At 69.8% G+C, this 22556-nt stretch carries 23 protein-coding genes; 18 read left to right on the top strand and 5 right to left on the bottom strand.

All coding sequences use genetic code 11. The features are described 5' to 3' along the window. Positions 1-35 precede the first annotated feature (35 nt). Both ACFYMP_RS17905 and ACFYMP_RS17900 read left to right on the top strand, forming a co-directional pair. On the top strand, positions 36-335 hold the full coding sequence (locus ACFYMP_RS17905; RefSeq protein WP_388858341.1) for a GntR family transcriptional regulator: 300 nt from the start codon (positions 36-38) through the stop codon (positions 333-335). Further along, a complete protein-coding gene (locus ACFYMP_RS17900; RefSeq protein WP_388858338.1) occupies positions 332-838 on the top strand; it encodes a winged helix-turn-helix domain-containing protein in 507 nt (168 codons plus the stop codon). The genes ACFYMP_RS17905 and ACFYMP_RS17900 overlap by 4 nt, the downstream gene beginning before the upstream one ends. Positions 839-1474: 636 nt before the next feature. On the opposite strand, the gene ACFYMP_RS17895 is transcribed toward ACFYMP_RS17900, so the two are convergent. From ACFYMP_RS17895 to ACFYMP_RS17885, 3 genes are all read right to left on the bottom strand, one after another. Then, entirely contained in the window at positions 1475-1702 is a 228-nt protein-coding gene (locus ACFYMP_RS17895; protein WP_388857860.1) for a DUF397 domain-containing protein, read from the bottom strand. A 3-nt stretch (positions 1703-1705) separates the two neighbouring features. Next, positions 1706-2539 carry a helix-turn-helix domain-containing protein gene (locus tag ACFYMP_RS17890; protein WP_388857857.1) on the bottom strand — a complete coding sequence of 278 codons (834 nt, stop codon included), beginning with the start codon at positions 2537-2539 and terminating at the stop codon, positions 1706-1708. A gap of 190 nt (positions 2540-2729) precedes the next feature. Further along, positions 2730-3563: a helix-turn-helix domain-containing protein gene (locus tag ACFYMP_RS17885; RefSeq protein ID WP_388857857.1), complete on the bottom strand. Its 834-nt coding sequence runs from the start codon at positions 3561-3563 to the stop codon at positions 2730-2732. A gap of 435 nt (positions 3564-3998) precedes the next feature. Here ACFYMP_RS17885 and ACFYMP_RS17880 point away from each other — a divergent pair, with 435 nt between their 5' ends. Together ACFYMP_RS17880 and ACFYMP_RS17875 are read left to right on the top strand one after the other, a co-directional pair. Next, positions 3999-4502: a hypothetical protein gene (locus ACFYMP_RS17880; protein ID WP_388857854.1), complete on the top strand. Its 504-nt coding sequence runs from the start codon at positions 3999-4001 to the stop codon at positions 4500-4502. 220 nt (positions 4503-4722) lie between these two features. Beyond that, positions 4723-5190: an ATP-binding protein gene (locus tag ACFYMP_RS17875; protein ID WP_388857851.1), complete on the top strand. Its 468-nt coding sequence runs from the start codon at positions 4723-4725 to the stop codon at positions 5188-5190. 104 nt (positions 5191-5294) lie between these two features. Here ACFYMP_RS17875 and ACFYMP_RS17870 read toward each other — a convergent pair whose 3' ends face one another. Beyond that, positions 5295-5429, bottom strand: a complete 135-nt coding sequence (locus tag ACFYMP_RS17870; protein WP_388858353.1) for a hypothetical protein — start codon at positions 5427-5429, stop codon at positions 5295-5297. Positions 5430-5549: 120 nt separating this feature from the next. On the opposite strand from ACFYMP_RS17870, the gene ACFYMP_RS17865 reads away from it, so the two are divergent. The 14 genes from ACFYMP_RS17865 to ACFYMP_RS17800 all read left to right on the top strand — a co-directional run bounded on the left by ACFYMP_RS17865 (position 5550) and on the right by ACFYMP_RS17800 (position 21905). Beyond that, a complete protein-coding gene (locus ACFYMP_RS17865) occupies positions 5550-5750 on the top strand; it encodes a DUF5999 family protein (protein ID WP_388858335.1) in 201 nt (66 codons plus the stop codon). 55 nt (positions 5751-5805) lie between these two features. After that, positions 5806-6351: a hypothetical protein gene (locus ACFYMP_RS17860; RefSeq protein ID WP_388857848.1), complete on the top strand. Its 546-nt coding sequence runs from the start codon at positions 5806-5808 to the stop codon at positions 6349-6351. Beyond that, the gene (locus tag ACFYMP_RS17855) at positions 6351-7649 is read left to right on the top strand and encodes an ATP-binding protein (protein ID WP_388857845.1); all 1299 of its coding nucleotides are present in this window, start codon (positions 6351-6353) and stop codon (positions 7647-7649) included. Before ACFYMP_RS17860 ends, ACFYMP_RS17855 begins: the two co-directional genes overlap by 1 nt. Continuing rightward, positions 7643-8059 (top strand): roadblock/LC7 domain-containing protein, encoded by a 417-nt coding sequence (locus ACFYMP_RS17850; protein ID WP_388857842.1) that lies wholly within the window; start codon positions 7643-7645, stop codon positions 8057-8059. Before ACFYMP_RS17855 ends, ACFYMP_RS17850 begins: the two co-directional genes overlap by 7 nt. Further along, complete coding sequence (locus ACFYMP_RS17845) at positions 8056-8421, top strand: DUF742 domain-containing protein (protein WP_388857839.1); 366 nt, start codon at positions 8056-8058, stop codon at positions 8419-8421. Before ACFYMP_RS17850 ends, ACFYMP_RS17845 begins: the two co-directional genes overlap by 4 nt. Next, positions 8399-8998, top strand: a complete 600-nt coding sequence (locus ACFYMP_RS17840; RefSeq protein ID WP_388857836.1) for an ATP/GTP-binding protein — start codon at positions 8399-8401, stop codon at positions 8996-8998. Before ACFYMP_RS17845 ends, ACFYMP_RS17840 begins: the two co-directional genes overlap by 23 nt. A 53-nt stretch (positions 8999-9051) precedes the next feature. After that, positions 9052-10233, top strand: a complete 1182-nt coding sequence (locus ACFYMP_RS17835) for a cytochrome P450 (protein ID WP_388857833.1) — start codon at positions 9052-9054, stop codon at positions 10231-10233. A gap of 34 nt (positions 10234-10267) precedes the next feature. Next, complete coding sequence (locus ACFYMP_RS17830) at positions 10268-11503, top strand: cytochrome P450 (protein ID WP_388857831.1); 1236 nt, start codon at positions 10268-10270, stop codon at positions 11501-11503. A gap of 241 nt (positions 11504-11744) precedes the next feature. Beyond that, a complete protein-coding gene (locus tag ACFYMP_RS17825; RefSeq protein WP_388857828.1) occupies positions 11745-13595 on the top strand; it encodes a glycoside hydrolase family 15 protein in 1851 nt (616 codons plus the stop codon). Positions 13596-13811: 216 nt separating this feature from the next. After that, positions 13812-14636 (top strand): hypothetical protein, encoded by an 825-nt coding sequence (locus tag ACFYMP_RS17820; protein WP_388857825.1) that lies wholly within the window; start codon positions 13812-13814, stop codon positions 14634-14636. Positions 14637-15127: 491 nt separating this feature from the next. Then, positions 15128-15727 carry a type II CAAX prenyl endopeptidase Rce1 family protein gene (locus ACFYMP_RS17815; RefSeq protein WP_388857822.1) on the top strand — a complete coding sequence of 200 codons (600 nt, stop codon included), beginning with the start codon at positions 15128-15130 and terminating at the stop codon, positions 15725-15727. A gap of 85 nt (positions 15728-15812) precedes the next feature. Further along, entirely contained in the window at positions 15813-18680 is a 2868-nt protein-coding gene (locus tag ACFYMP_RS17810) for a phosphotransferase (RefSeq protein WP_388857819.1), read from the top strand. Positions 18681-18684: 4 nt separating this feature from the next. Further along, positions 18685-20484 (top strand): Scr1 family TA system antitoxin-like transcriptional regulator, encoded by a 1800-nt coding sequence (locus tag ACFYMP_RS17805; protein WP_388857816.1) that lies wholly within the window; start codon positions 18685-18687, stop codon positions 20482-20484. Positions 20485-20582: 98 nt separating this feature from the next. After that, positions 20583-21905, top strand: coding sequence for an MFS transporter (locus tag ACFYMP_RS17800; protein WP_388857813.1), 1323 nt, complete (start codon positions 20583-20585; stop codon positions 21903-21905). A gap of 142 nt (positions 21906-22047) precedes the next feature. Here the strand turns inward: ACFYMP_RS17800 and ACFYMP_RS17795 are convergent, their stop codons facing one another. After that, positions 22048-22299: a hypothetical protein gene (locus ACFYMP_RS17795; RefSeq protein WP_388857810.1), complete on the bottom strand. Its 252-nt coding sequence runs from the start codon at positions 22297-22299 to the stop codon at positions 22048-22050. Positions 22300-22556 lie beyond the last annotated feature (257 nt).

The raw sequence follows: 22556 nt of genomic DNA, 5'->3' as shown, positions 1-22556 counted from the left end.
CCGCCGGTCCTCGAGCCCTCCAGAGCACGGGGTGCATGCGGAAAGGCGCGGGCATCATGGCGACCCCGGCGGGCGGGGCGGAAAGACTTCGTTACCGGCGCATCGCGGCAGAGCTGCGCCAGCAGATCCGGGCGGGGACTCTTCTTCCAGGAAGCCGCCTCCCCTCAGTGCGCGAGCTGATGGCGGCGCACGGCGTTGCCATGGCCACCGTGCGGCACGCGCTCCAGGTGCTCATCGCGGAACAGCTGATTCACTCGGCGCAGGGCGTGGGGACCTTCGTCGGCTCGTCGCCCGCGTCATCTGGCGCCGCCGGTCATGCGGAGGTGTCCGCATGACCTCGGCGTCCGCACAGGCGAATGGGAGCGCCGTGGAGGACGCGAGCACCGAGCTGGCCGAATGCGCTGGGGACGGCCCGGCGCTGAGCGTGCCTGCCGGTGGTCTCGCGATCGAGCGGGTGGATCCTCCGTATCAGTTCATCGCAGCCCGGCTGAGGCAGCAGATCGCTTCCGGCGTCCTCCGGCCGGGTGACCGACTGCCTTCGAGCCGCGAGCTGGAGAGGCACTTCGGGTACGCCTACATGACCATCCGCCGAGGCGTCGACGTTCTGCGTACTGAAGGGCTCGTCAACACCGTCCACGGCGTTGTCAGCTTCGTCGGCCCACGGACTTCGGACTCCGGCCCGGCGAAGGTCACACCGAGGCGTCCTTCGGGCGGGCCCGCTCGGCTCGCAGGTGGCAGCCGACAGGGTGAGGCGGGACTGAGCCGGCAGTTCGCTGAGCTTGCCGAGCGAGTCCAGGCCCTGGAAGAAGCCGTGTGGGGAGCCGGACCGGAGCAGTAACGCAGTCGCCGCGCGGTGCGCATGGCGCCGGCGGTGACGCAGAGACGGGCGGCTGCGTGACCTCACGCTCGAATGCAGAACAGACTGCGGCGGCCGTTGACCTGCTCCGTACGCGAGGTCCTTAGGCCCTTCAGGGGCGCGCACGGGAGCGTCGGGCGATCAACTCGCACACAATCCCGTAGACCGCAGTCGCGTCCCGGATGGAGCTGCCTCGGGCCATGAGAGCACGTCGTACCGTGCTGCGTGCCCTGGGGTGCGTTGGGCTGATCAACAAAGCTTCGGCCACCGCCGCTTCAAGTTCTCGCAGATGCTGGACTTGGCGCTCGGTCGCGTGCACGCCAATCGTCACAGCACCTCTCTTGAGGTCCACGGTCGAGCCCGCGGACGGAGCGAGCGGTGCAGGCTCGGGGACCACCTGAAATGCCACATCCGGGGCACCATCTACGAGCCGCTCCGTAGGCACCCTGTGCCAGTGCCAGCAGAGCACAGAGGTCGAAGAGGCTCACATGCCCAAAACCCCGGCTCGACGGTCGCCACAGGTAGGCTTCGATCATTTATGGGTACGGCTGCACGAGAGCGGTCCGGTTCCCCCCGCATCTGCCGTGGGGGGAACCGGACCGTTCGTCGTAGGCGAGATCAGATGTCGTAGCGCCCAGCCTGAACGTCGTTGATGAAGCTGGCGAACATGGACGGCTCGAACTGCAGGGCCGGGCCGTCCTCGATTTTCGAGTCGCGGACCCCGACGACGCCAGCGGTCGCAACGAGGTCGGCGATCTCGACACAGTTGTTTCCGTCGTTGCTGTACGACGACTTGAACCACGCCCCCTTGGGCGCGAGGTCAAGAGCGTTCTTGCTGATGGTCATGTGTTAGATCTCTCGGGCTAGTCGTTGCAGGAACTGCGGCGTCTCCGCAACCGGGAGAGCGCCATCCCGCAGGGCGTCGAACCTGCGGGAGTATGTCCAGACCTCAGTGTCCTTGTCCGTGAGGCTGGACCCGCCGTCGGCCATATCCATTTGAACGACGGTCGGAATCGGATCGGCGAACTCCATGAGCGAGAAATCGTAGGAGAACCGATACGTGGGGGTGCCCTGCGGGACCACCTGCAGGGTTACGTTGTCGAGCGTGGACAGCTCTGCCAGCCGCTCGATCTGCTTGCGCATGATGTCGCGGCTGCCTCGGACTCGACGGAGCGCAGCCTCATCGAGGAGAGCGCGCATCTCGACCGGATTATCCCGGGTTAGGATCTCCTGACGTTCCATGCGCAGAGAGATCCCCTTCTCCACGAATTCTGTTGTGCGCTCCTCGACCGTCTTCCCGGCCTCGAAGATTGCGCGGGCGTAGTCCTTGGTCTGGAACAGACCGAAGATCACGTCCGGCTGCCATGCTCGAATAGTTTTGGCGCCGTCCTCCAGGCCGACGTACATCGCGAGGCCCGACGGCATGGTCCGGGAGTAGATCGACCACCAGCCACGGTTCAAGCTGTCGCGGTGAATGTCGACCAGAAATGTCACGTCGTCTGTATCGGTGATGCCGTAGCGCTGGAGCAGCGCGACGAGGTCCGCGGCTTTACGAAAGGCCGAGGTGCCTCGCTCGACCCGATACAGCTGGGAGTCGGATACGTCGAGTCCTTTGACGGCATCCTTCAAGTTCGTGATGCCGGCCTGCTTGCGCAACCGCTCCAGCTCTCGGCCGAGCTGCACGCGCCTGACAGTGGGTCCTGTAGGGGCCGCCAAGTCCTTGCCTCCTGCTTCTACGAGTCCACCCGGGCCTGCCCGAGTCCAGTGCAATCAGTCGAGAGTCCCCCCGGACTGGCGGAGAGCCCCCCAACTTGGCGGAGAGTCCGCTGGATTCCGGAACGAGCCCTGAGTCTCGCACCTGGAGCCCTCCTTGTTAGATCTCTCGGGCTAGTCGTTGCAGGAACTGCGGCGTCTCCGCAACCGGGAGAGCGCCATCCCGCAGGGCGTCGAACCTGCGGGAGTATGTCCAGACCTCAGTGTCCTTGTCCGTGAGGCTGGACCCGCCGTCGGCCATATCCATTTGAACGACGGTCGGAATCGGATCGGCGAACTCCATGAGCGAGAAATCGTAGGAGAACCGATACGTGGGGGTGCCCTGCGGGACCACCTGCAGGGTTACGTTGTCGAGCGTGGACAGCTCTGCCAGCCGCTCGATCTGCTTGCGCATGATGTCGCGGCTGCCTCGGACTCGACGGAGCGCAGCCTCATCGAGGAGAGCGCGCATCTCGACCGGATTATCCCGGGTTAGGATCTCCTGACGTTCCATGCGCAGAGAGATCCCCTTCTCCACGAATTCTGTTGTGCGCTCCTCGACCGTCTTCCCGGCCTCGAAGATTGCGCGGGCGTAGTCCTTGGTCTGGAACAGACCGAAGATCACGTCCGGCTGCCATGCTCGAATAGTTTTGGCGCCGTCCTCCAGGCCGACGTACATCGCGAGGCCCGACGGCATGGTCCGGGAGTAGATCGACCACCAGCCACGGTTCAAGCTGTCGCGGTGAATGTCGACCAGAAATGTCACGTCGTCTGTATCGGTGATGCCGTAGCGCTGGAGCAGCGCGACGAGGTCCGCGGCTTTACGAAAGGCCGAGGTGCCTCGCTCGACCCGATACAGCTGGGAGTCGGATACGTCGAGTCCTTTGACGGCATCCTTCAAGTTCGTGATGCCGGCCTGCTTGCGCAACCGCTCCAGCTCTCGGCCGAGCTGCACGCGCCTGACAGTGGGTCCTGTAGGGGCCGCCAAGTCCTTGCCTCCTGCTTCTACGAGTCCACCCGGGCCTGCCCGAGTCCAGTGCAATCAGTCGAGAGTCCCCCCGGACTGGCGGAGAGCCCCCCCAACTTGGCGGAGAGTCCGCTGGGATCGGACTCAGGCCCTGAGTCTCGCACCTGGAGCCCTCCTTGCAAAGCTTCCGTTGTGCTGGCATATGCCAGCTCATCTGAATTTTTCACTTGGGGTTGCAATGCAACTGTCGCATGGGGGACGGTGGTTACGCCACGGAGACTGACCAACACCGACTGTGCTCGGGTGGGCCAGGCTCCGACTCTCCCGGTGGACCTTCGCCCTGCCACGAGCGGCGGTCCACTCCCGGCTCGGATGGAGACCCCCATGTCATCCCGCACAATGCCGACGCCTGACACGGCGTGGATGGACCTCGGCAACCAACGCCAGCGCGAATGGCAGCCGACGCTCAGGACGGCCTCGAACCGCGGCCTGTACCTGCAGCGGTTGCGGGTCTCCAACAACCGGGAGTGGCAGTCCACTCTGCCGAACCCGGAGAACCGGCGTCAGACGCGCTACGTCACGTACGCGGTGAACTGCAAGAACGGCAGCGCCGACGAGGATCTGAGTACCCTGCGCAAGTGCGTCGAAGACGTGAAGGGCGCGGTCGGCTACTACGTAACTGACTCGTACGGAGCCAACGACCCGAACGACCGGCCGGGCTGGCTAGAGGCGTGCCGCCTGCTGCAACTCGGCTTCGTCGACGGCATCGCGGTCATGAACCGAGACGTGATCAGCCCTTCGGACAACCAATACGAAGCCGTCGTCCAGTGGATCGGCGGGAGGCCCGCGCTGCTGATGCTCGTCTGGCCAGAGGGTATCGGCTCACGCATGTCCCCTGTAACGCCCAGGATCAGGGAACGCTTGTGAGCACGCAGCGCCTCGCGGACGCGGTTGTCTCGTGGAGTCGCTATTCCTCCAACGCGCTTTCCGGGCGGGGAATCTGGCCACCTCGCGCATACGAGCTGGCGGTGTGTCCGAAACCGATCCATCCGTGGGTCGAGAGAAGGAGCCGAACGTGCGCCACCTGACGCGAAGGACGTCGATTCCCCCGTGGCCGCGCGGGGAAGCAGACCAAGGAGCATGCGCCGTGGCTTCTCCCCAACGTGTCGTCTTCAATCCCCCGGCGGCCGAGCCTCGCCCCTTCGCGTTCGCTGCCGATCTGCCGGCGGACCGCGAGGCGATTGGCCCTGTCCGGCACGACCTGGAAAAGCAGCTCCACCAGGCGGGGCTCGGGCATATCGCCGACGATTTTGTCCTCAGCGCTCACGAGCTCATGGCCAACGCAGTGGTGCACGGGTGCCGTGACTCTCCCAAGGGCACGATCACCGTGACAGCGATCTGTGACGGGCGCCGGATCAGGCTGAGCGTGGAGGACCCCTCCGCCGCCCAGCCTCATGTACGCGATGCCTTGGGCGAGGAGACGGGCGGCCGCGGTCTGCTCATCGTGGCCGTCTTCGCGGACTGCTGGGGTGTAAGGCCGCCGTCGGAGGGCGTAGGAAAGACGGTCTGGATGGAGATGGCCTGTACGCCTCCAGCAGGGAGGGGGGCGGCATGAGCCTCACTGAACTCGTCCGCGCCAGCATCTCCCGGCGTACCCCGGCTCATATGTCGCCGCCCTGCGGGCGTTCGGCAGCGTCGGCCGCCATGGAGACCGTCGCTCTAGTGCTCGATCAGAGCGCCGCCGTTCCCGCCACGGTCCAGGACGCTCACGACCTGCTGGACAGGCTGCGTGAGCATCACGGCCAGCTCGGCCAGGATGCGGGCGCACGCGGTCCCACACCGTTGACAGCCCACGTGAGCGAGGTTCTGCGAACGTCGGGGGCGCTGATCGCCCGTGCCTTGCCTGACGGCCTGGTACAGGGCGCTGATCACGTTCGCAGCGCCGCGAGTGCCGTGAGGGGGCTCCTCACCGCCATGTGTGAGGCCGGCCTCGTGTGCATCCACCAGCCTGAGTGCCCATCCGCCGCGGCCCCGGACTCCCAGACCGCTCGCGTAGTCCTTCAATGCCCGGAGATCGGCTACAGCCGCTTGTGCAACGGCATCGTGCTGTTCGACGACACGGGATACCTCAAGCCGGACGGCGAGTGCGGCCCTCCCCGCCGACCGCTTCCCTAGCCGCTCGCGAAGCGGTCCCACCCCTGACAGAAAAACCGTCCTGACCGGAGATCCGATGACTCCCATACTGAGCCCCCGACACCCATGGCGGCTGCAATTCAGCGAGATTCCGCTGCCTGCGATGCTCCCGCGCGAGAGCGATGTCGTCCACGTCAGCATGGGACTTGGCATGGCCGCGCTCGACGCGATGATCGATTTCGAGAACCGGGTCGGGCCGCTGCTGTGCTGCATCACCCACCGCCGACTGCTCGTTCCGGTCGACTCCGGTGCCGCCTCGTTGTGGAGGGCCTCGCACTCGGTGTGCGACACAGGTCTGACACTGCGGTGTTCACGACAGGGCCCTCCGTCGATGTGCCACGACCGTTTCTGGGTCATGCCGCCCCAACCCCGGGCCTATTCGACCACCGATCCGATGACCTTCCATCACCGCCTCAGCCTGGCGCGATCCCAGATGCGTGACAGCTCCCGACTGGGCCACGGGCCCCACGCGATCGGCGGTTCGGACCTTCCGAGCACTTTCACCGTGCAGCACGAGCCGTTTCTCGCGCCGCCCGAGCATCCACAGAGGGTCTCGGCCGCCACAAGCTTCGTGGGGATTTGATGTCTTCTCTCATACAGGCTGCCGCCCTGTACGTCGCCCCGGTCGGCGTGGCGTCCACCATCGCGGTGTCTGTCGTCGCTGCACGGTTGCGGCGCGCACTGGGTGCGCAGGAACGCGACCTCCGGCAGGCGGATCAGTTGCTCAGTACCATGAAAGGTCAGGTGGCGGTCAGGGACGCCGAGGCCCGCCACTTGGCTGAGGCCCGGCTTCCCGCACTCGTCCAAGCCGTCCTGCTCGGGAGCAGCGACGGGCATGCCGAGGGAGAGCTGCGGCATTCGACACTGGTCGGGACTCCCACCGATCACGCTCACCAATCGGTGCTGCAGCAGGTGCGAGTGCTCGCCGAGGGAGCGGGGGACCGCGCGGAGGAAGCTGCTCGTTCCGCGGTGCTGGCTGTCACCCGCTCTGTCCAGGCCCTGGTCTATGAGCAGCAGGGCGCTATCACGCAGCTGCTGGCCACGGAGCATGACGAGAAGGTCCTCGAGCTGGTTCAGCCCATCGACCACACTGGCAGCCAGCTGGCGCGGCGTCTGCAGATCCTCGGGGTTCTGACCGGGATGTGGCCCGGCCGCCAGCGCGACGGAGCCGCGTTGCTCGATGTGGTCCGGGGCGGGGTGTCCAGGATCCGCGACTACCAGCGGGTGCAGGTACCCAAGGAGTCCGCCCACTACGTCGCCGGCCGGTACGTCGAGCCGGTGGTCCTGGCGGTCGCCGAGCTGCTGGACAACGCTGCCCGGCACAGCGCCCCCAGTACCCCGGTAGAGGTCAGCATCCTGGAAACGCATCACGGCATCAGTATCCAGATCCACGACGCCGGTGCGGGCATGCCGCCCGAGGTGCGGGAAGAGGCTGAGCTGCGTTTGTCGGGTCGGCGCGAGGCCCGATTGACCGAACTGGGCGCACTGCCCAGCTTCGGCCACTTCGGAGTCGGCACGCTGGCCAAGCGGTACGGATTTCGTGCCTCCGTCGACGAGGAGCACTCCGTCCACGGCGGAGTGCGCGCGGTCCTGTACCTGCCGCGCGCACTGCTGACCGCGCCCCCGGAGACCCTGCGGCAGGAGTCATCCACGCCCCACCACCAGCCCCCCAGTCCTGGGGCGGCAGCGCACCAGCCGCCGCAGTACGCGATCGCTCCCGACGGCCTTCCCGTCCGGGAGCGTGCCCTCGGACGCCGGGCCGCCCCCGCGCGTCAGCAGGCCGCGCCGGTATCGCCCGAGGCCGGACAGGCGCTCGCCGCGTTCGTCCAGGGCGTCGCGTCCGCACGCACCCACACCACAGATGAGGAGTCGACATGCTGAACCACAAAGTCCGCCCCGACCTGGGCTGGCTCCTTGACGAGCTGGTCGCCGCCCCGGAAGCCCGGCACGCCATCCTGCTCTCGGCGGACGGCCTGATGACGGCCACCTCCCAGTACGTCGACCGAGACCTCGCCGACCGGATGGCGGCGATGGCGTCGGGCATGCAGTCCCTGAGCCGCAGCGGCGCACAGTTCGTCGAGCCCGGCGGCTCGCCGTGGGAGCAGACCATGGCGCTCTACCAGCACGGGTACCTCTTCACGATCGCCGCGGCGCGCGGGTCCTTCCTCATCGCGTCCGCCGGCCGTGACGTGGACGTTGCCGCCTTCTCCCACCAGATGGCGCTGACGGTGAAGCGTCTGGGTGCGGAACTCGCCGTCGCCCCCCGGCACTCGCAGGCCGGAACCGCATGAGTCCGGCACGGCGAGGTGGTGACCCGCTGGTGCGGACCTACGTCGTCACCTCCGGCCGGTCGCACGCCAGCCGAAATCACTTCGACGTCATCACCCTGATCACGTTGTCGGACGCCGCCAGCCACCTCAGCCGTGCCCATCTCAACCCCGAACAGCACGCCGTCCTCGAACGGCTGGCCAGCAGCGCGCAGTCGGTCGCCGAGCTCGGCGCGGCCCTGCGACTGCCGGTGAGCGTGCTGCGCATCCTGCTGGCCGACCTCATGACGTCCGGACACATCGCCACCCGGCAACGCATCACCGATTCCGCCGATCCCACTCGCAAGCTGCTGGAGGACGTCCTTGCCGGCCTACACAAACTCTGAACCCGCGCCGAAGCTGCGGGGGGACGAGCGCACCGCGAAGATACTGGTGGCCGGGCACTTCGGCGCGGGCAAGACCACTTTGGTGCACGGCCTCTCCCAGATCGAGCCGGTCAGCACCGAAGAGATCATGACCACCGCGGGCGCCGACGTGGACAGCACCGACCTGCCGCTCAAGACCACGACCACCGTCGCGATGGACTTCGGCCGTCTGCACCTCAGCGATGATCTGGTGCTCTACCTGTTCGGAGCTCCCGGGCAGCCCCGCTTCTTCGAGGTCCTGGAGGGCCTCGCGGTGGGGGCGCTCGGCGCACTCGTGCTCGTCGATACCCGGCGGCTGGGCGATACCTATCCCATCCTCCAGGTCGTTGAAGACCTTCAACTCCCTTACACCGTGGCGGTCAACGCCTTCGACGGCGCGCCTGTCATTCCCGATCAGCGGCTTCGCGAGGTCATGGCCCTCGAAGACAGCACCCCCCTGGTGACGTGCGACGCCCGGGACCGATCCAGCTCGCGCCAAGCCCTGATTGCCCTGATCGAGCATCTGCTGACCACCTACGCGCCGGAAGCCGCCCGATGACCCAGCCCCAGCCCACCCCCGCATGCCCCGTCTCCCGCGCAGAGCAGCCCGTTGTGCGCAGTGGCCCTCTGCCGATCCACGGCGGCGCCTTCACCGCCGATCCGCACGCCACCTACCGCCGGTTGCGTGCCCAGGGGCCCATCGTGCCGGTCGAGATTTCGCCCGGTGTCTACGGTTACCTGGCCGTCACCTACCGGGCGGCGGTCTACCTCTTGCGCAACACGCCCACCCGGTTCGCGAAGGACCCTGCCCACTGGGAGGCCCTTCGCCGCGGCCAGGTCCCGGCCGACAGCCCCGCCCGGGCCATGATGCAGCCGCGGGACAACGCGCTCTGGAAGGACGGCCCTCAGCACACCCGCCTGCGGCGCGCGATCACCACCAGCCTCGCCAGCGTCAACACCCACGCCCTGGCCGCCACCGTCGCCCAGATCGCCCATCAGCTCATCAGCGCCTTCTCCGAGGCCGAAACCGCCGACCTGATCGCCCAGTACTCCGATCCGCTTCCGATGCTGACCGTGGTCGACATGTTCGGCTGCTCGCAGGAGCTCGGCGGTCGCATCGTCGACGCCCTCACACGTCTGTTCGACGCGGGATCGGACGCCGCCCAGGCCAACGCAGAGGTGGAGGCCGCCTGCCTGGAACTGACCAGCCTCAAGCGACGTCATCCGGGCCGGGACGTCACGACGCACCTGATCGCCGCCGGCCTCACCGACGCGGAAATGATCCAGACGATCCTCCTCGTCATCGGTGCGGCCGCGCCCCCCACCAGCAACCACATCGGCAACGCCCTGCGCCGCATCCTCACCGACCCGCGGCTCGCCGGCACCGTTCACGACGGTGTCCGGCCCGTCGCCGACGCCCTCGACGAAGTGCTGTGGGACAACCCGCCCGTCCCGAACTACTCCCCGCTTTACGCCCTGGGCCACCAGACCTTCGAAGGCGTCTTCCTCCAGAGCGGTTACCCGATCCTGGTCTCCTTCGCCGCCGCCAACGGAGACCCCGACCTCGTGGTCGCGACCCCGGGCGGGCGCACCGGCAACCGCGGACACCTGGCCTTCTCCGCCGGAGTGCACGCCTGCCCCGCCCCCGACCTCGCCCGGATCATCGCGGAGACCGCCATCGAGTGCCTCCTCGACCGGATCCCCACCATCGAACTCGCCGTGGCCGAGCACGATCTCCGAAACCGCCCCGGCACGTTCCTGGCCGGCCTGACTGCGCTGCCGGTCCGCTTCTAAACCGCGATCTCCCCTCCAACGGAAAGTGACCTCCATGACCAGTCAGACCACCGGGTGCCCCTACCGCCTCGACCCGTCCGGCTCGAACATCCAGCAGGAGGCCGCCGAGCTGCGCGCCCTCGGCCCTGCGGCCCGTGTGCTCCTGCCGGGCGAGATCCCGGCCTGGTCCGTCACCGATCCGGGCCTCATCCGCCGTCTGCTCGCCAGCCCTGACGTCTCCAAGGACGCCTCCCGGCACTGGCCGGCCTACATCAACGACGAGATACCGAAGGACTGGCCCTGGCGGATCTGGGTCGACGTGCGAAACGCCCTGTCCGCGTACGGGGACGAGCACAGCCGCCTGCGCCGCCCTCTGGCCGGAGCGTTCACCGCCCGCCGCGTCCGCGCGCTCGCACCGCAGATCGAGCAGATCACCGACACCCTGCTCGACGACATCGAAGCCGACGGCGCCACGAAGGTCGTCGACATCCGCGCGCACCTCGCCTGGCGGCTCCCCCTGCTGGTCGTCAACGCCATGCTCGGCGTCCCGGAGACCATGCACGACGCCTTCCGCGACGCCGTCGGCTCCCTGTTCTCCACAGACCTCACTTCGCAGGAGGCGCAAGCCACGCAGGAGAAGGTCTACGCCCTCATCCAGGCTCTGATCCAGCACAAGCGGGAGAACCCCGGCGACGACGTCACCTCCTCCCTCGTCCAAGCACACGCGGCAGGGCGGCTCAACGAGAAGGAGCTGGCCGACAGCTTCGTCCTGCTGATCGGCGCAGGCCACGAGACCACCGTCAACCTCCTGGACTGGGCCATCACCAACCTCCTGGCCCACCCCGAACAGCTCGCCCTGGCCACCTCCGGGCAGGTGACCTGGGAGCAGGTCGTGGACGAAGCGCTGCGCCACCAGGCGCCGATCGCCAGTATCCTCATGCGCTTTCCCACCCGCGACATCACCGACCAGGAGACCGGTCTCGCCTTCGCGGCGGGCGACGCGCTCATCATCAACTACGCGGCGGCCGGCCGTGACCCCCAGCACCACGGCGAGAGCGCCGACGCGTTCGACATCACCCGGACCACCGCCCGCGAGCACCTCGCCTTCGGGCACGGGGCCCACTACTGCCTGGGTGCCGAGCTCGCACGGCTCGAAGGCCGCATCGCCCTGCCCGCGCTCTTCGCCCGCTTCCCCTCGATACGACTGGCCGTCGAACCCGACCAGCTCCGCCCCCTGCCCAGCCTCGTCTCCAACGGCCACACCCACCTCCCCGTACGTCTCACCGTGTAGCCCGTCCACCACACCGCAGGGCGATATCCGCGCGAGCGGGTACAGCGGCGTTGGCCTCACCCGCGCCCGCCTGGCCCTCCGGCGCCACCTACCTCAAGGCGGGCGCGAACGTGACGCTCGCCCCCCCATCGCTGGTGGCTGGCCGAACGGGACGGCGCCTGAGGACGCCGACGCACTGACCACCCGCACCCGCACTTCGTCGGCCACTTCTTGGCCGGCGGTCTACCTGGACGGACCCTTCATGACCGCGCTCATCGAGGACCACGCTCTCGTCGGTGACATGCACACCGCCGCTTTGATCCACCGCCGTGGCTCCGTCACCTGGCAGAGCTTGCCCGCCTTCGACTCCCCCGCCCTTTTCGCCTCGCTGGTCGGCACCCCGGAGCACGGTTCGTGGGACCTGTGCCCCACTGCCCCCGACGCCCAGGTACGGCGCCGGTACCTGCCGGGCACCCTCGTGCTGGAAACGACGTGGACCACGCATGACGGCCAGGTCCGCGTCCTGGACTTCATGCCGACGCGGGCGCCCGACAGCGGCACCCCCCAGCTGATCCGGATCGTCTACGGCGTCCGCGGCGAGGTGCAGATGTCTTCGCAGATGCTGGTCCGCTTCGCCTACGGCAAGGTCGCGCCCCGCCTGGTGCGCCACCCCCACCAGTTCGGTGGTGACCGGTACGCGGCGCTCGCCGGGCCGGACTCCCTCTACCTAGACGCCTCGACACCGCTGAGCGAGCACGCGGACGGGAACATCGAGGCTGCCTTCCTCTCCCGGGCCGGGGAGCAGCAGGTCCTCGCGTTGTCCTGGCAGCCCTCCCACCTGCCCGCGCCGCCCCGTCCCGACCCCGCGGCCGCCCTGGAGAGCACCCTCTCGTTCTGGTCCGACTGGTCCGCTCGCAGCACGTACACCGGCCCCTACCAGGAGGCAGTGCACCGCTCGCTGATCGTCCTCAAGGCGCTCACCTACGTGCCCACCGGCGGCATGGTCGCCGCCCCCACCACCTCGCTCCCCGAGGAGATCAGCGGCGTACGGAACTGGGATTACCGCTACACCTGGCTTCGGGACGCCGCGATCGCGCTGGGCGTCCTGGCGCTCAGCGGCTACCTGGAGGAGGCGGCCGCCTGGCGGGACTGGCTCGCCCGCGCCGTCGCCGGCGACCCCGCCACCGTGCAGATCATGTACTCGATCAGGGGCGAACGCGACCTCCCCGAGAGCACCCTGCCCCACCTTCCCGGGTACGAGGGGTCCTGGCCCGTACGCATCGGCAACGGCGCCGCCCACCAGCCGCAGCTCGACGTGTTCGGCGAGGTCCTCGACGCCTTCCACCTCGCCGAGGAGGCCGGCCTCGCCCCCTGCGACGACGCCTTCGCCCTCCAGAGCGCCCTGCTCACCCAGGTTGAGACCCGCTGGCACCTGCCGGACGCGGGCATCTGGGAGGGCCGCGGCCCCGAGCGGCACTACGTCCACTCGAAGGTCATGGGCTGGGTCGCCGCGGACCGGATGGTCCGCCGCATCGAGGCCGGCCGCGCCGACGGGCCGGTCGAGAAGTGGCGCAAGCTGCGCGACGCCATCCACGCCGACGTGTGCGCCCGCGGCTACGACCCGGTCCGCAACACCTTCACCCAGTCCTACGGCTCCACCGAACTTGACGCCTCCCTGCTGCTCATCCCCCTGGTGGGCTTCCTCCCGCCGGACGACAAGCGGGTCATCGGCACCATCGAGGCGATCCAACGCGAGCTGTTCACCGGCGACGACGGTCTGATCCTGCGCTACCGCACGACGGGAGACGAGACCGGCGCCGACGGCCTGGCCGGCGACGAGGGCGCCTTCCTCGCCTGCTCCTTCTGGCTGGTCGAGGCCCTGACGATGATCGGCCGGACCGCCGAGGCGACCGCGCTCTTCGAGAAACTCCTCGCCCTCGCCAACGACGTCGGGCTCCTCGCCGAGGAGTACGACTGCGTCGCCCACCGCCAACTCGGCAACTTCCCGCAGGCCTTCAGCCACTTCGCGCTGGTCTCCGCCGCGCTGCGCCTGGCCTCCGGGGAGAAGACCGCAGCCCGTGACGAAGCGCTCGGACTGGACACCGCCGCCTGAACACCGGCTGCCCGGCCCAGCACCGGACCGGGCAGCCGCCCACCCCCCTGAACGCCGAAGAAGAGGACGACGCTACTCGTGTCCCCGGCCCTGCTCCAGCATCACCACCCGGCGCCTGCCCGCCGCCCGGCGCCCGCGGCGGTGCGCCCATGACGACGGCCAATTCACCCGAGCCCCTTTCCCGCACCTACTTCATGTCAACGGAGAGCGACGACGATGCCCGTCCACCCGGTACTGCCGGACACCGGCCTGTCCTTGGCAGCTCCACCTCGCCTCGCCTACGTCCAGGAAGCTTCTGCGGTCTGGCAGGCGACCCTGGACGACGGCCGCGTCCTGGCCATCAAGAGCGGCTGGGCCTACACCCACACGACCGCCTGGACCCGATGGGCGCCGCGCCGCGAGGCCGAGGTCCTGCGTGCCCTCGGTGACGACGCACCGGTGCTGCACGGCTGCACGACCACCGGCACCTGGTGCGCTCGTCCCTGGCGAGCCGGAACCACTCTGCAGGATGCTGCCTGCCATGGCGAGCAGGCGCTGGCCACCGCTGCCGCCGGCGCGGCCCGCGCCCTGGATGCCCTGCACGCCCGCGGCGTGATCCACCGTGATTTCGCCCCCGACCACGCCCTGCAGGGACCCGACGGAACTACACATCTGATCGACCTCGCGCTCGCGGCCGGCGACTTCCCCTTTAGCCCCTCGGCCACCTTCTCCTTCTCCTTCCCTGGAGGGAATCCTCGCTACGAGTCGCCGGAACTCGCAGGGGCCGCTCCGGCGACGGTGGCCAGCGACACCTGGGCCTGGGCGGCCAGCGTCTACCGCGCCGCGACCGGCGGCACCACCCTCACCGACGCCCCCGATCCGATGACCCCCGCCGCCCGCCTCCATTACCGGCAGGCCACCGCTGCCGGACACCGGCGCAGGCCACTACCGGGCCCTCTGGGACAGGTCCTGGAGGGCGCGCTCCACCCCGACCCCTGCCGTCGCTTACCCCTCGCCGTCCTTGCCGACCAGCTCGACGCCCGCCTCCGGGAGACCGCATGAACGCCCCAACATCCGCCAGCACCAGCAGCACCAGCAGCACCAGCAGCAAGAGCCTGCTGGCGCAGGGGCTTGGACTGGCGGTGATCAGCTGCGGGGGGTCCGCAGCCCGCGCGCTCCTTGCAGCCGGGACATCGGCTGGCGTGGAGTGGGGGCCGCGACCGGCCGCGATCGTCGCCGTGGGACACGCCCTGACGGCGGTAGTGATGCTGGGCTGGCTCAGCTGGCGAGTGATTGTCCGTACTACGCGCTCTTTGGGCGGCGGGAGCCGCAGGCAGCAGGTACTGCAGCGATGCGCTGCGGTGGCGGCCGGCTACCTCGGTGTGCTCTCGTCCGTGCCCGGTGCGGGTGCTCTCGGCACGGCCTGGAGAGGGGTAGTGCTCGCGTGGCTGGCATGGGAAATTTGCCAGGCTCACGGCCTCCGGCTCGGCTGGGGGAGCCCCACAGCGGCGGCGGCCGACCGCATGCACACATGGCGCGGCGCCGTCTTCAGCGTGCTGGCGTGCTTTACCGGCATAGCACTGGTCAACGTGCTGTCGGCGGGCCTGCAGATCGCGGCGATTCCGGGTCTGCCGCAGCAGGATCAGCTGGATGCTCTCGGCCTGAGCAGCCCGGCGGACGGGCTGCTCGCCGTGGTGGGCAGCGTGGCGGTGGAGGACATCGTGCTCGTAGGCGCCCTGACCACCCTCATGACAGCGGCCCGCAGTCCACGCTGGGCCGTCTACGGGGTCGTCACCTTGATCGAGGTCCTGATTCACGGCTATCTCGGCCTTCCAGCTCTTGGCATGATCGCGTATGGGGTCATGCGCGTCCGCCTGTACCTGCGCTACGGACGCGTCCTCCCGCTGATCATTGGCCACACCGTGTGGGACCTCACCACCACGCTGCCGAGCCTGCTGCACGCGTCCCCCCTGATGCACACCGCGATCGTCGCCGGAGTGGGGAGCGGCTGGATCATCGCCTACACCTACGCGGAGCGCCGCGCCACGGTCGAGAAGGAGTACGCCGCCAGAGAGGCCACCAGGCAGGCGGGTCCCGGCATCACGCGAGACCTCCCCGTCGCAGGAGCTACCGACGAGAGGGCGCTGGAGTGACTACCGAACCGCGCCCCGGCTGAGATCCCCTCGCCCGGTGGCCTCCCCGCTCCCCCGCCATCCACCCCTCTGCTTGGAGTCTGCCGTGCCCAAATCCGCCGCCTGCGCGCCGAGCGCCCTACCACCCGACCCGGTGCGCCGTCTCCTGAGCAAGGCGGGTGGTGACCTTGCCATGGCGCAGGTGGTGCGGCAGGACCCGCGCGGCAATGCGACCCTGTGGCAGCTCACGGACACCAGATACCGGCAGTGGTACGCGAAATGGCACGCCACGTCCGAGTCCCACCGCGCCGAGGTCATCTTCTACGAGCATCTCGGCCCGCGTCTGCCCGGTCGTGTGGCCCCTCTGGCCGCGCATGACACGGACACCCAGTGGCTCCTGATCAGCGCCTTGCCGGGCGCAGCGGTGCACCAGATGTCCCCGGCGCACAGAGGCGGGCCCTTGCTCGATCAGCGAGTCGACCAGTTCCGTCAGGCGGGGCGGTTGCTCACCGAGCTGGCCGCGCTCACCCCGCCCGACGCCTTGCGCGGTTCACCACCGGCGGATTGGGCCGGGCGCCGGCAGGCCATGCTCGAGCAGGCCGCCCGGCTGCACCTCACCCGCCCGCAGGTGGAAGCGCTGGTGCGCGCGACCGAGCACGAGCCGCGGATGGCGGATATGCGTGTGTGCCACGGGGATTACACGTGCCGCAATTGGGTGTGGGTTCCTGCGTCGCGGCGGCTAGTGCTCCTCGACTTCGGGCGTGCGCACGCAGGTCACCGCCTCAGTGACCTGGCGCTGTGCGAGTACCGGCTGCTCCCCCAGGAGCACCCTGACGTCAAGGCGGCCTTCTACGCGGGGCTGGGAGGAGCGCCCAGCGGGGAGGATCTCGCTGACTGCCGGGCCCTGGCTGCTCTGGACGCTGTCGCCGCCCTGACGGAGGGGGGCCAGCGCCAAGACGCGGACACCCTGCGGGAGGGGCAGATCGTCCTGGCCCGCCTGTGCCGGGAGAAGAGAAACCGCCCGCCTGTGGTCTCCAGGCCCAGGCGTCGGACGATCCCGGGCGATTTTGACGTGGAGGAGCTGAGGTCGATGCGGCCATCGGCTCTGGCCCTGCGCAGCCCGACAGCCGGGGAGGAAGCTCGCCTACAGGAGCACGGCGCCCAGCAGGCCAGTCGCGGCGTCGGCCTCAGCGGCCTCGCCGCCCTGGTCCAGCCCGCGCTGTGGGCCGCAGCCCAGGATGTGCCGGCGCCCGCACGAGCCGTGACGCACGGCCTTTACCTCACCGGCCTGGTGAGCCGTCCCCAGCTCTGCCTTCAGGTGTACATCCAGTACTTCACACCGCTCCTGCGAGCCGTGAGCGAACTGTGGGCGCAGGGCCTGTCCCCCTCCCAGGTCGCCGCCTGCCTGAATGTGACAGTCGCCCAGGTGCAGGCCGAGATGACCAAGCTGCGTGCGGCCGCCGAGCGGGCGTCCCGCTACTTGACCTGTCCCGTCCCAGGCAGTCAGCCGGACGAAACGCTGGTCCGGGCGGCCTGGAGCGCCGGTCTGCTCTCCCCGGCCGGGAGCGGTGCAGTGCGCCGCCTTGTCACGGCCGCCAAGCCGGGCCCGTCCGCCGGCGTGGTCGAGTTGACGCCGGCCCGCCGCTCCGTCCTGCCCGGGTACGTGTGGGGCGAGGCCCGGCAGGACACCGCACGACGCCTGCACCTCACGGCCGCGGCCCACTCCCAGCGCCTCCGGCAGCTGGAGCGCTCGCTGCGCCCTGTGCTGGGCGCCGACAAAAAGATGTCACGTCAGCAGGTCACGCACGCGGCGTTGGTGAACGGGAGCATCCATCCACCGGCGCGCCAGGGCTCGCTGCCCCTCACGCCGCCCGAGCGCACGGCGCTTCGTGCCTGGCTGTACGGCTCCTCTCTCCCGGAGGCCGTCCTCACCCAGCGTCTGGCCCGCGTCTTCAGGGAACTGACGCGCAGTGCGTGGATCAGCGGGGCGCCCGAGGGGGCCGCGCTGGAGGGGCGCCGAGTGATGGCCCTGTGGTCCCTGGGTGTGCTGAACGCCCGGAACACCCCGGACACGGCCCCGCCCCAGCACCCGGTTTTGCGCCCGCGGCGCTCGCCGGCCCACTGGTCGTCCACCGCGGTGCAGGCTGCCCGGCGCCCCCCCGATGTGGGAGCGGCGCTCCGCGACGTGCAGCTGGTGCGCGTGCAGTCCGCGTCCGTCATCTGGCGGGCGGCACTGGAGTCCGGGCGGCGCGTAGCTGTCAAGAGGGGGTGGTCGTCCATGGAGGCGCGATGGGCGGGGCACGCTCCGGCCTACGAGGCCGAGGTCCTTAAACGGCTGGGCGCGCGCGCCCAGTGGGGCTACCTGCCCGGCCGCACCAGCACGTGGTGCCTGCGGGACTGGCACGAGGGCGAGGACCTGTTCGGCGCCGCCCGGGCCGGGCTTCCCCGGCTGCTGACCGCGGCGGCAGGCGCCGCGGGCGCCCTGGCCGCCCTGCACGAGCAGGGATGGGTGCACGCGGACATGGCCCCGGAGCATGTGGTCCTTGACGAGTGCGGCGTCACGCGCCTGCTGGACCTGGCGGTCGCGCAGTCCCGTGGGGCGCAGCAACTGCCTGAGGAGGTGCGCTACCCCTACCCCGGGGCCAACGCGCGCTACGAGCCCCCCGAGATGTCGCTCGGTGTGCTGGAGGGTGAACCGCCCGCGCCAACGCGGGCGGGCGACACCTACAGCTGGGGGGCGAGTGTCCACCACGCGGTCACCGGCCATCCGCCCACCGATGCGCCCCCGCCCTACACCGCCGAGTCCTACACCCTCTTCCGCCGGGCCACGGTGGCGGGGCGACGGCATGGCGCGCGCGTGCCCGGCCTCCTGGGGGAGGCCGTTGAGGCCGCCCTTTCACCGGACCCGGACACCCGGCCCTCTCTCAAGGAGATCGCCGACATCCTGGCCCCCGCCCTCTGCTTCCAGGACTGACACCATGCATGCCACCACCCCCCTTCCGCCTCGCGTGCCGCAGCAGCCTGGGCCGGGCGCCGGCCGCGCCGCGAGTGCCTCCCTGCCCGGCCCGGGGCAGCTTTCCCGGACCTGGCTGCGGCACGACACGGCGGAGCTTGTCAGCGCTCTCGCCCTTTTCGGGATCAAGGCCCGGGGAACGCGCAGCCTTGACCGCTGCACGCTGTCCCTGGACCCGCAGGGCGCCGACCGGCTCGCCCAGCTCCTCCGCGCCAGTGCACCGGCTGCACCCGTCACGGGCGCGCGTCCCGCCTTGCACCACGCGCTGACGTGCCTGGGCGTCAGCGCCCGCGTCAGCAGCGGCGAGACCGTCCTCATCCACGACCTCTCCAGCCAGACGCTGCGCACCCTGACAGACCGGCTGCTGCTGGTGGCACCTGTCCAGGCCGCCCTTGCCCATCGCCTGCGCGCCGCGATCTCCTACCCCTACCGCGGTACGCCCTCGCCCACCGCGATCCCGCTGCCCTGCGAGGAGCCCGCAGGGATACGGCTGCCACGACTGTCCCTACGCTCGGCTGCCTACCTCGCCACCCGCCTCGCCCTGCCAACGGCAGGAATATCCTCCTTCATGTTCATGCCATTTTTGCCTGCCAATGGCACTGGCGACCCGGCAGATGTTGCGCTGCGACTGGCCGACGTCCTGCACCGCGTGACCGGCATCGCCGTCCCCGTGCACCCCATCGCCCCTCTCGCGCGCCGTACCGGAGCTCGTCCCCGGGCAGCGGGCCTCGACGTCGCCCCGCTGCCGCCCAGCACCACCCCCGCTCTGCTGCACACGCTGCAGCTCCCCGCCGCGCTGGACGCCGAGGACATCACGGCATGGCGGATGCTCGCGCAAGGCCACGCCCCGGACACTGGCACGGTCGAGGCCCAGGTCATCCCCCGGCTACGCACCCGCGTCCGCGCCCGTGCCGCGCACATGGCGCAGCTCGCTGTCCTGTATGGCGTCGCCACCCCCGACGACCTCCCCCATCTGCTCCCGATGCCCGTCCACCTGACGTCCGAGGAGCAGGCCGTCTTTGAGCAGCACGTCCTTGGCCATACCCCCCGGCAGATCGCCGAGTCCGTCAGCATGAGCACCACGGAGGTTTGCGCGCATCTCCAGATGCTCCAGGAGGTCCTGCACTGCTCCAGCAGCGTCCAACTGCGCGCGCACGCCGTCGCGCACAGGATCGCCCACCCCGCCCCGCCGGACACAGGCCGCACCACGCCGGCCCTGCGCATCGCGTGCTGGGCTCCCGAGCTGATACCTCCTCCGCTGCGCGCGCCCCAGTACCACGCGAGTGTCCTGCGACTGCCCGCAGCGCTCCGGCACGACGAGGACGACGCACTCCCCTCCGTCACTACTGCGCGAGGCTCCGGCAACTACAGCGCGGTCATAGCGGTCATAGCCGAGCAGGCCCTCACCCGCGTCACCGGCTCCGCCGCGGCCATGGAGGAACAACTGCGCTACCTGCTGGCGCTGCTGCGCCATCCGGCCGTGGATCTCGCGGTGCTGCCCGCGAGGCTGCACCTCCCCCTCCTGCCCCCGGCCGCGTTCGTCCTGCACCCCGGTGCCGGAACACAACTGTCCACCCTGGGGCCACAGCAGATCACTGACGCCGAAACCGTCCGGGCACTACGCCGCGCCTTTGACCAGCTGCGGCGGGAGGCAGTGAGCGGCGAAAAGGCCAGGCCGCTGCTGCGCAGCGCCCTACGCAAGCACGCGCGCTCCGCCGGTGCCCCCTGCCCGCGCGCCCGGCGAGCAGGGGAGACGTCCCGGTGACCCGGCCCCGCGCCCGGAAAACCGGCGCCCACACCACACCACGCCTGCACTTCTTCGCCCGGCGAAGGCCCGGCGCAAGCCGGGCCACGCGCGGCGACGTGTCGTACTACCTCGTGTCCGTCGCGGCGGAGAGCGCCGGGACATCCGTGACCGGCCTCGCCCTGCCGCTGGTAGCGCTGACGGTCCTGCACGCCACGACCCTGGAGGTCACCCTCCTGATCGCGGCCCAGGAGGCCCCCTTGGCCGTCACGTCCCTGCTCGCGGGTGTCCTCACCGACCGCTGCCGCAAACGCACCGTGATCGCCGTCAGCAGCGTCCTGGGCGCCGCGGCACTGGCCACTATCCCGGTGGCCGCCGCCCTGGGCCTGCTCACGATGCCGCTGCTGTACTGCACGGCTGTCTCGGCGGCGGCTCTGACGGACATCGCCTCGATCGCCGCAGTCAGTTACCTGCCCACACTTTCCGACGGCAGCCCGCTCACCGCCACCGCGCGCAGCGGCGCGGCATCCGCACTGTCGCAGACCGCGGGCGCCTACCTCACCTCGGGGGTGAGCGCCGTCGCGGGGGCCTCCCGCACTCTGGGGGTGGCGGTCGTAGCCCGGCTGGCCGCGGCCTGGGCCATCAGCCGCATCACCATCCCCGAACCGGCCCCGGCCCCCCGCGCGGCCGGCAGCACGCCACGGCATGAGATCCGCGCCGGCCTGCGCTACCTGCTGGGCCAGCGCATGCTGCGCGATCTGGTCGCCGTCAACCTCCTGCTCTCGTCCACCATGACGGCCGTCGAGACGCTGCGGCTCCTCATCGTCGTGCAGCAGCTCCACTGGTCCGCGACCACAGTGGCCTGGGTGGCGGGGTGCGGGGCTGCCGGGGCGGTGGCTGGCTCCCTGGCCGCCGTCCCCCTGGCCTCAGCGCTGGGGTCCTGGGGTGTGGGGCGGTGCCTGGTCGCCAGCGCTGCGCTCATCCCGCTCAGCCAGATTCCCCTGATCATCGCCGGCCCCGGGCCAGGCTGGCAGATCGCGCTCGCCGCAACACTCGCGGTGCGGCAGGCGGCGTCCGCGGCACTGACCGTGCACTCACGCTCCGTCCGCCAGGCCGTCTGCCGGCCTGAGATGCAGGGCCGGCAGCACGCGACCGGCAGCTGGCTCACCCGCCTGCCCCTACCGCTCGTCCCCCTCGCCGCCGGCGCCGGCGTCACGCTCTGGGGCGCCCGCCCCGCCCTGGCAGCCGCACTGATCCTGGCCTGCAGCGCCTGCGCTGTGACCGCCCTCTCCCCCGCCGGCCGGCTGCGCACCATCCCCCACCCCCCGCCCCCGACCGCCGATACCGCCCCGCCCACCCCGATGGCCGATTCGCTGGTATCGGTGCGCACCACGATCGCCTCACCGCATCTCCCGACAGACCGGGAGGGGGCCCGGCCATGAAGGAGGCATCCCCTCTCACACCGGCCCAACCGGCGCCCGGCGGCCGTTCGGCATCTCCTTGAGCCCGCTCGCATCGCCACGGGGCTGCCAGACGGTCAATTGCAGCGAGGTGCCGGCCAGGGGCGCGGGGCGAGTCCTCGGGTCAGGCGTCGGGGTCGATCCTCCACCGATGCAGATTGTCGAGTCGAACCTTCAGCGCCTCACCCTCGACAGGATCGGACAAAAGCCCGTCGCCCACCGGCTTGAAGACAATCTTTCCGGGCCGAGCAATGGTCTCCCGTAGCTCCACCTCGGCCATTTCAGCCACGAAACGCATGGAGCCGCAAATCACGACAATACCCGGGAAACCTAGCTGCCTCTTCGCTTCGGCGAGTTGCTCCTCGGGGGTGATCACTTGCGGGGATGACACTGATTCCTCCTGGTGGTGCGGCCCGAGGGATGCCCGCGAAAACGAGAACGAAGACGCCCAAGATCATCTTTTGGTGAACGACGTAGGCACCCGTGCGCTCGCACTTTATGCGACGGGCATCCCTACCCGGCGCGGCGCCAGCCGGTCGGCACTGCGCCCCGCCTGTGCGATGCCGAACTGGTGTCCCTCGACCTGAAGAACCGGTGTCGGTTACTGCGTTCATCGCCTCCATCAGCCGATTC

This window comes from Streptomyces sp. NPDC007088 (assembly GCF_042869355.1).
GTDB lineage: Bacteria > Actinomycetota > Actinomycetes > Streptomycetales > Streptomycetaceae > Streptomyces.
This window is presented reverse-complemented; position numbering and strand designations above follow the sequence as displayed.

What these genes read in the sequence shown, in the direction of transcription:
- ACFYMP_RS17895 (WP_388857860.1), bottom strand. Translation starts at nt 1,702, where the DNA reads ATGACCATCAGCAAGAACGCTCTTGACCTCGCGCCCAAGGGGGCGTGG.
- ACFYMP_RS17900 (WP_388858338.1), top strand. Translation starts at nt 332, where the DNA reads ATGACCTCGGCGTCCGCACAGGCGAATGGGAGCGCCGTGGAGGACGCG.
- ACFYMP_RS17880 (WP_388857854.1), top strand. Translation starts at nt 3,999, where the DNA reads ATGGACCTCGGCAACCAACGCCAGCGCGAATGGCAGCCGACGCTCAGG.
- ACFYMP_RS17860 (WP_388857848.1), top strand. Translation starts at nt 5,806, where the DNA reads ATGACTCCCATACTGAGCCCCCGACACCCATGGCGGCTGCAATTCAGC.
- ACFYMP_RS17820 (WP_388857825.1), top strand. Translation starts at nt 13,812, where the DNA reads ATGCCCGTCCACCCGGTACTGCCGGACACCGGCCTGTCCTTGGCAGCT.
- ACFYMP_RS17865 (WP_388858335.1), top strand. Translation starts at nt 5,550, where the DNA reads ATGTGTGAGGCCGGCCTCGTGTGCATCCACCAGCCTGAGTGCCCATCC.
- ACFYMP_RS17825 (WP_388857828.1), top strand. Translation starts at nt 11,745, where the DNA reads ATGACCGCGCTCATCGAGGACCACGCTCTCGTCGGTGACATGCACACC.
- ACFYMP_RS17830 (WP_388857831.1), top strand. Translation starts at nt 10,268, where the DNA reads ATGACCAGTCAGACCACCGGGTGCCCCTACCGCCTCGACCCGTCCGGC.
- ACFYMP_RS17855 (WP_388857845.1), top strand. Translation starts at nt 6,351, where the DNA reads ATGTCTTCTCTCATACAGGCTGCCGCCCTGTACGTCGCCCCGGTCGGC.
- ACFYMP_RS17805 (WP_388857816.1), top strand. Translation starts at nt 18,685, where the DNA reads ATGCATGCCACCACCCCCCTTCCGCCTCGCGTGCCGCAGCAGCCTGGG.
- ACFYMP_RS17850 (WP_388857842.1), top strand. Translation starts at nt 7,643, where the DNA reads ATGCTGAACCACAAAGTCCGCCCCGACCTGGGCTGGCTCCTTGACGAG.
- ACFYMP_RS17845 (WP_388857839.1), top strand. Translation starts at nt 8,056, where the DNA reads ATGAGTCCGGCACGGCGAGGTGGTGACCCGCTGGTGCGGACCTACGTC.
- ACFYMP_RS17905 (WP_388858341.1), top strand. Translation starts at nt 36, where the DNA reads ATGCGGAAAGGCGCGGGCATCATGGCGACCCCGGCGGGCGGGGCGGAA.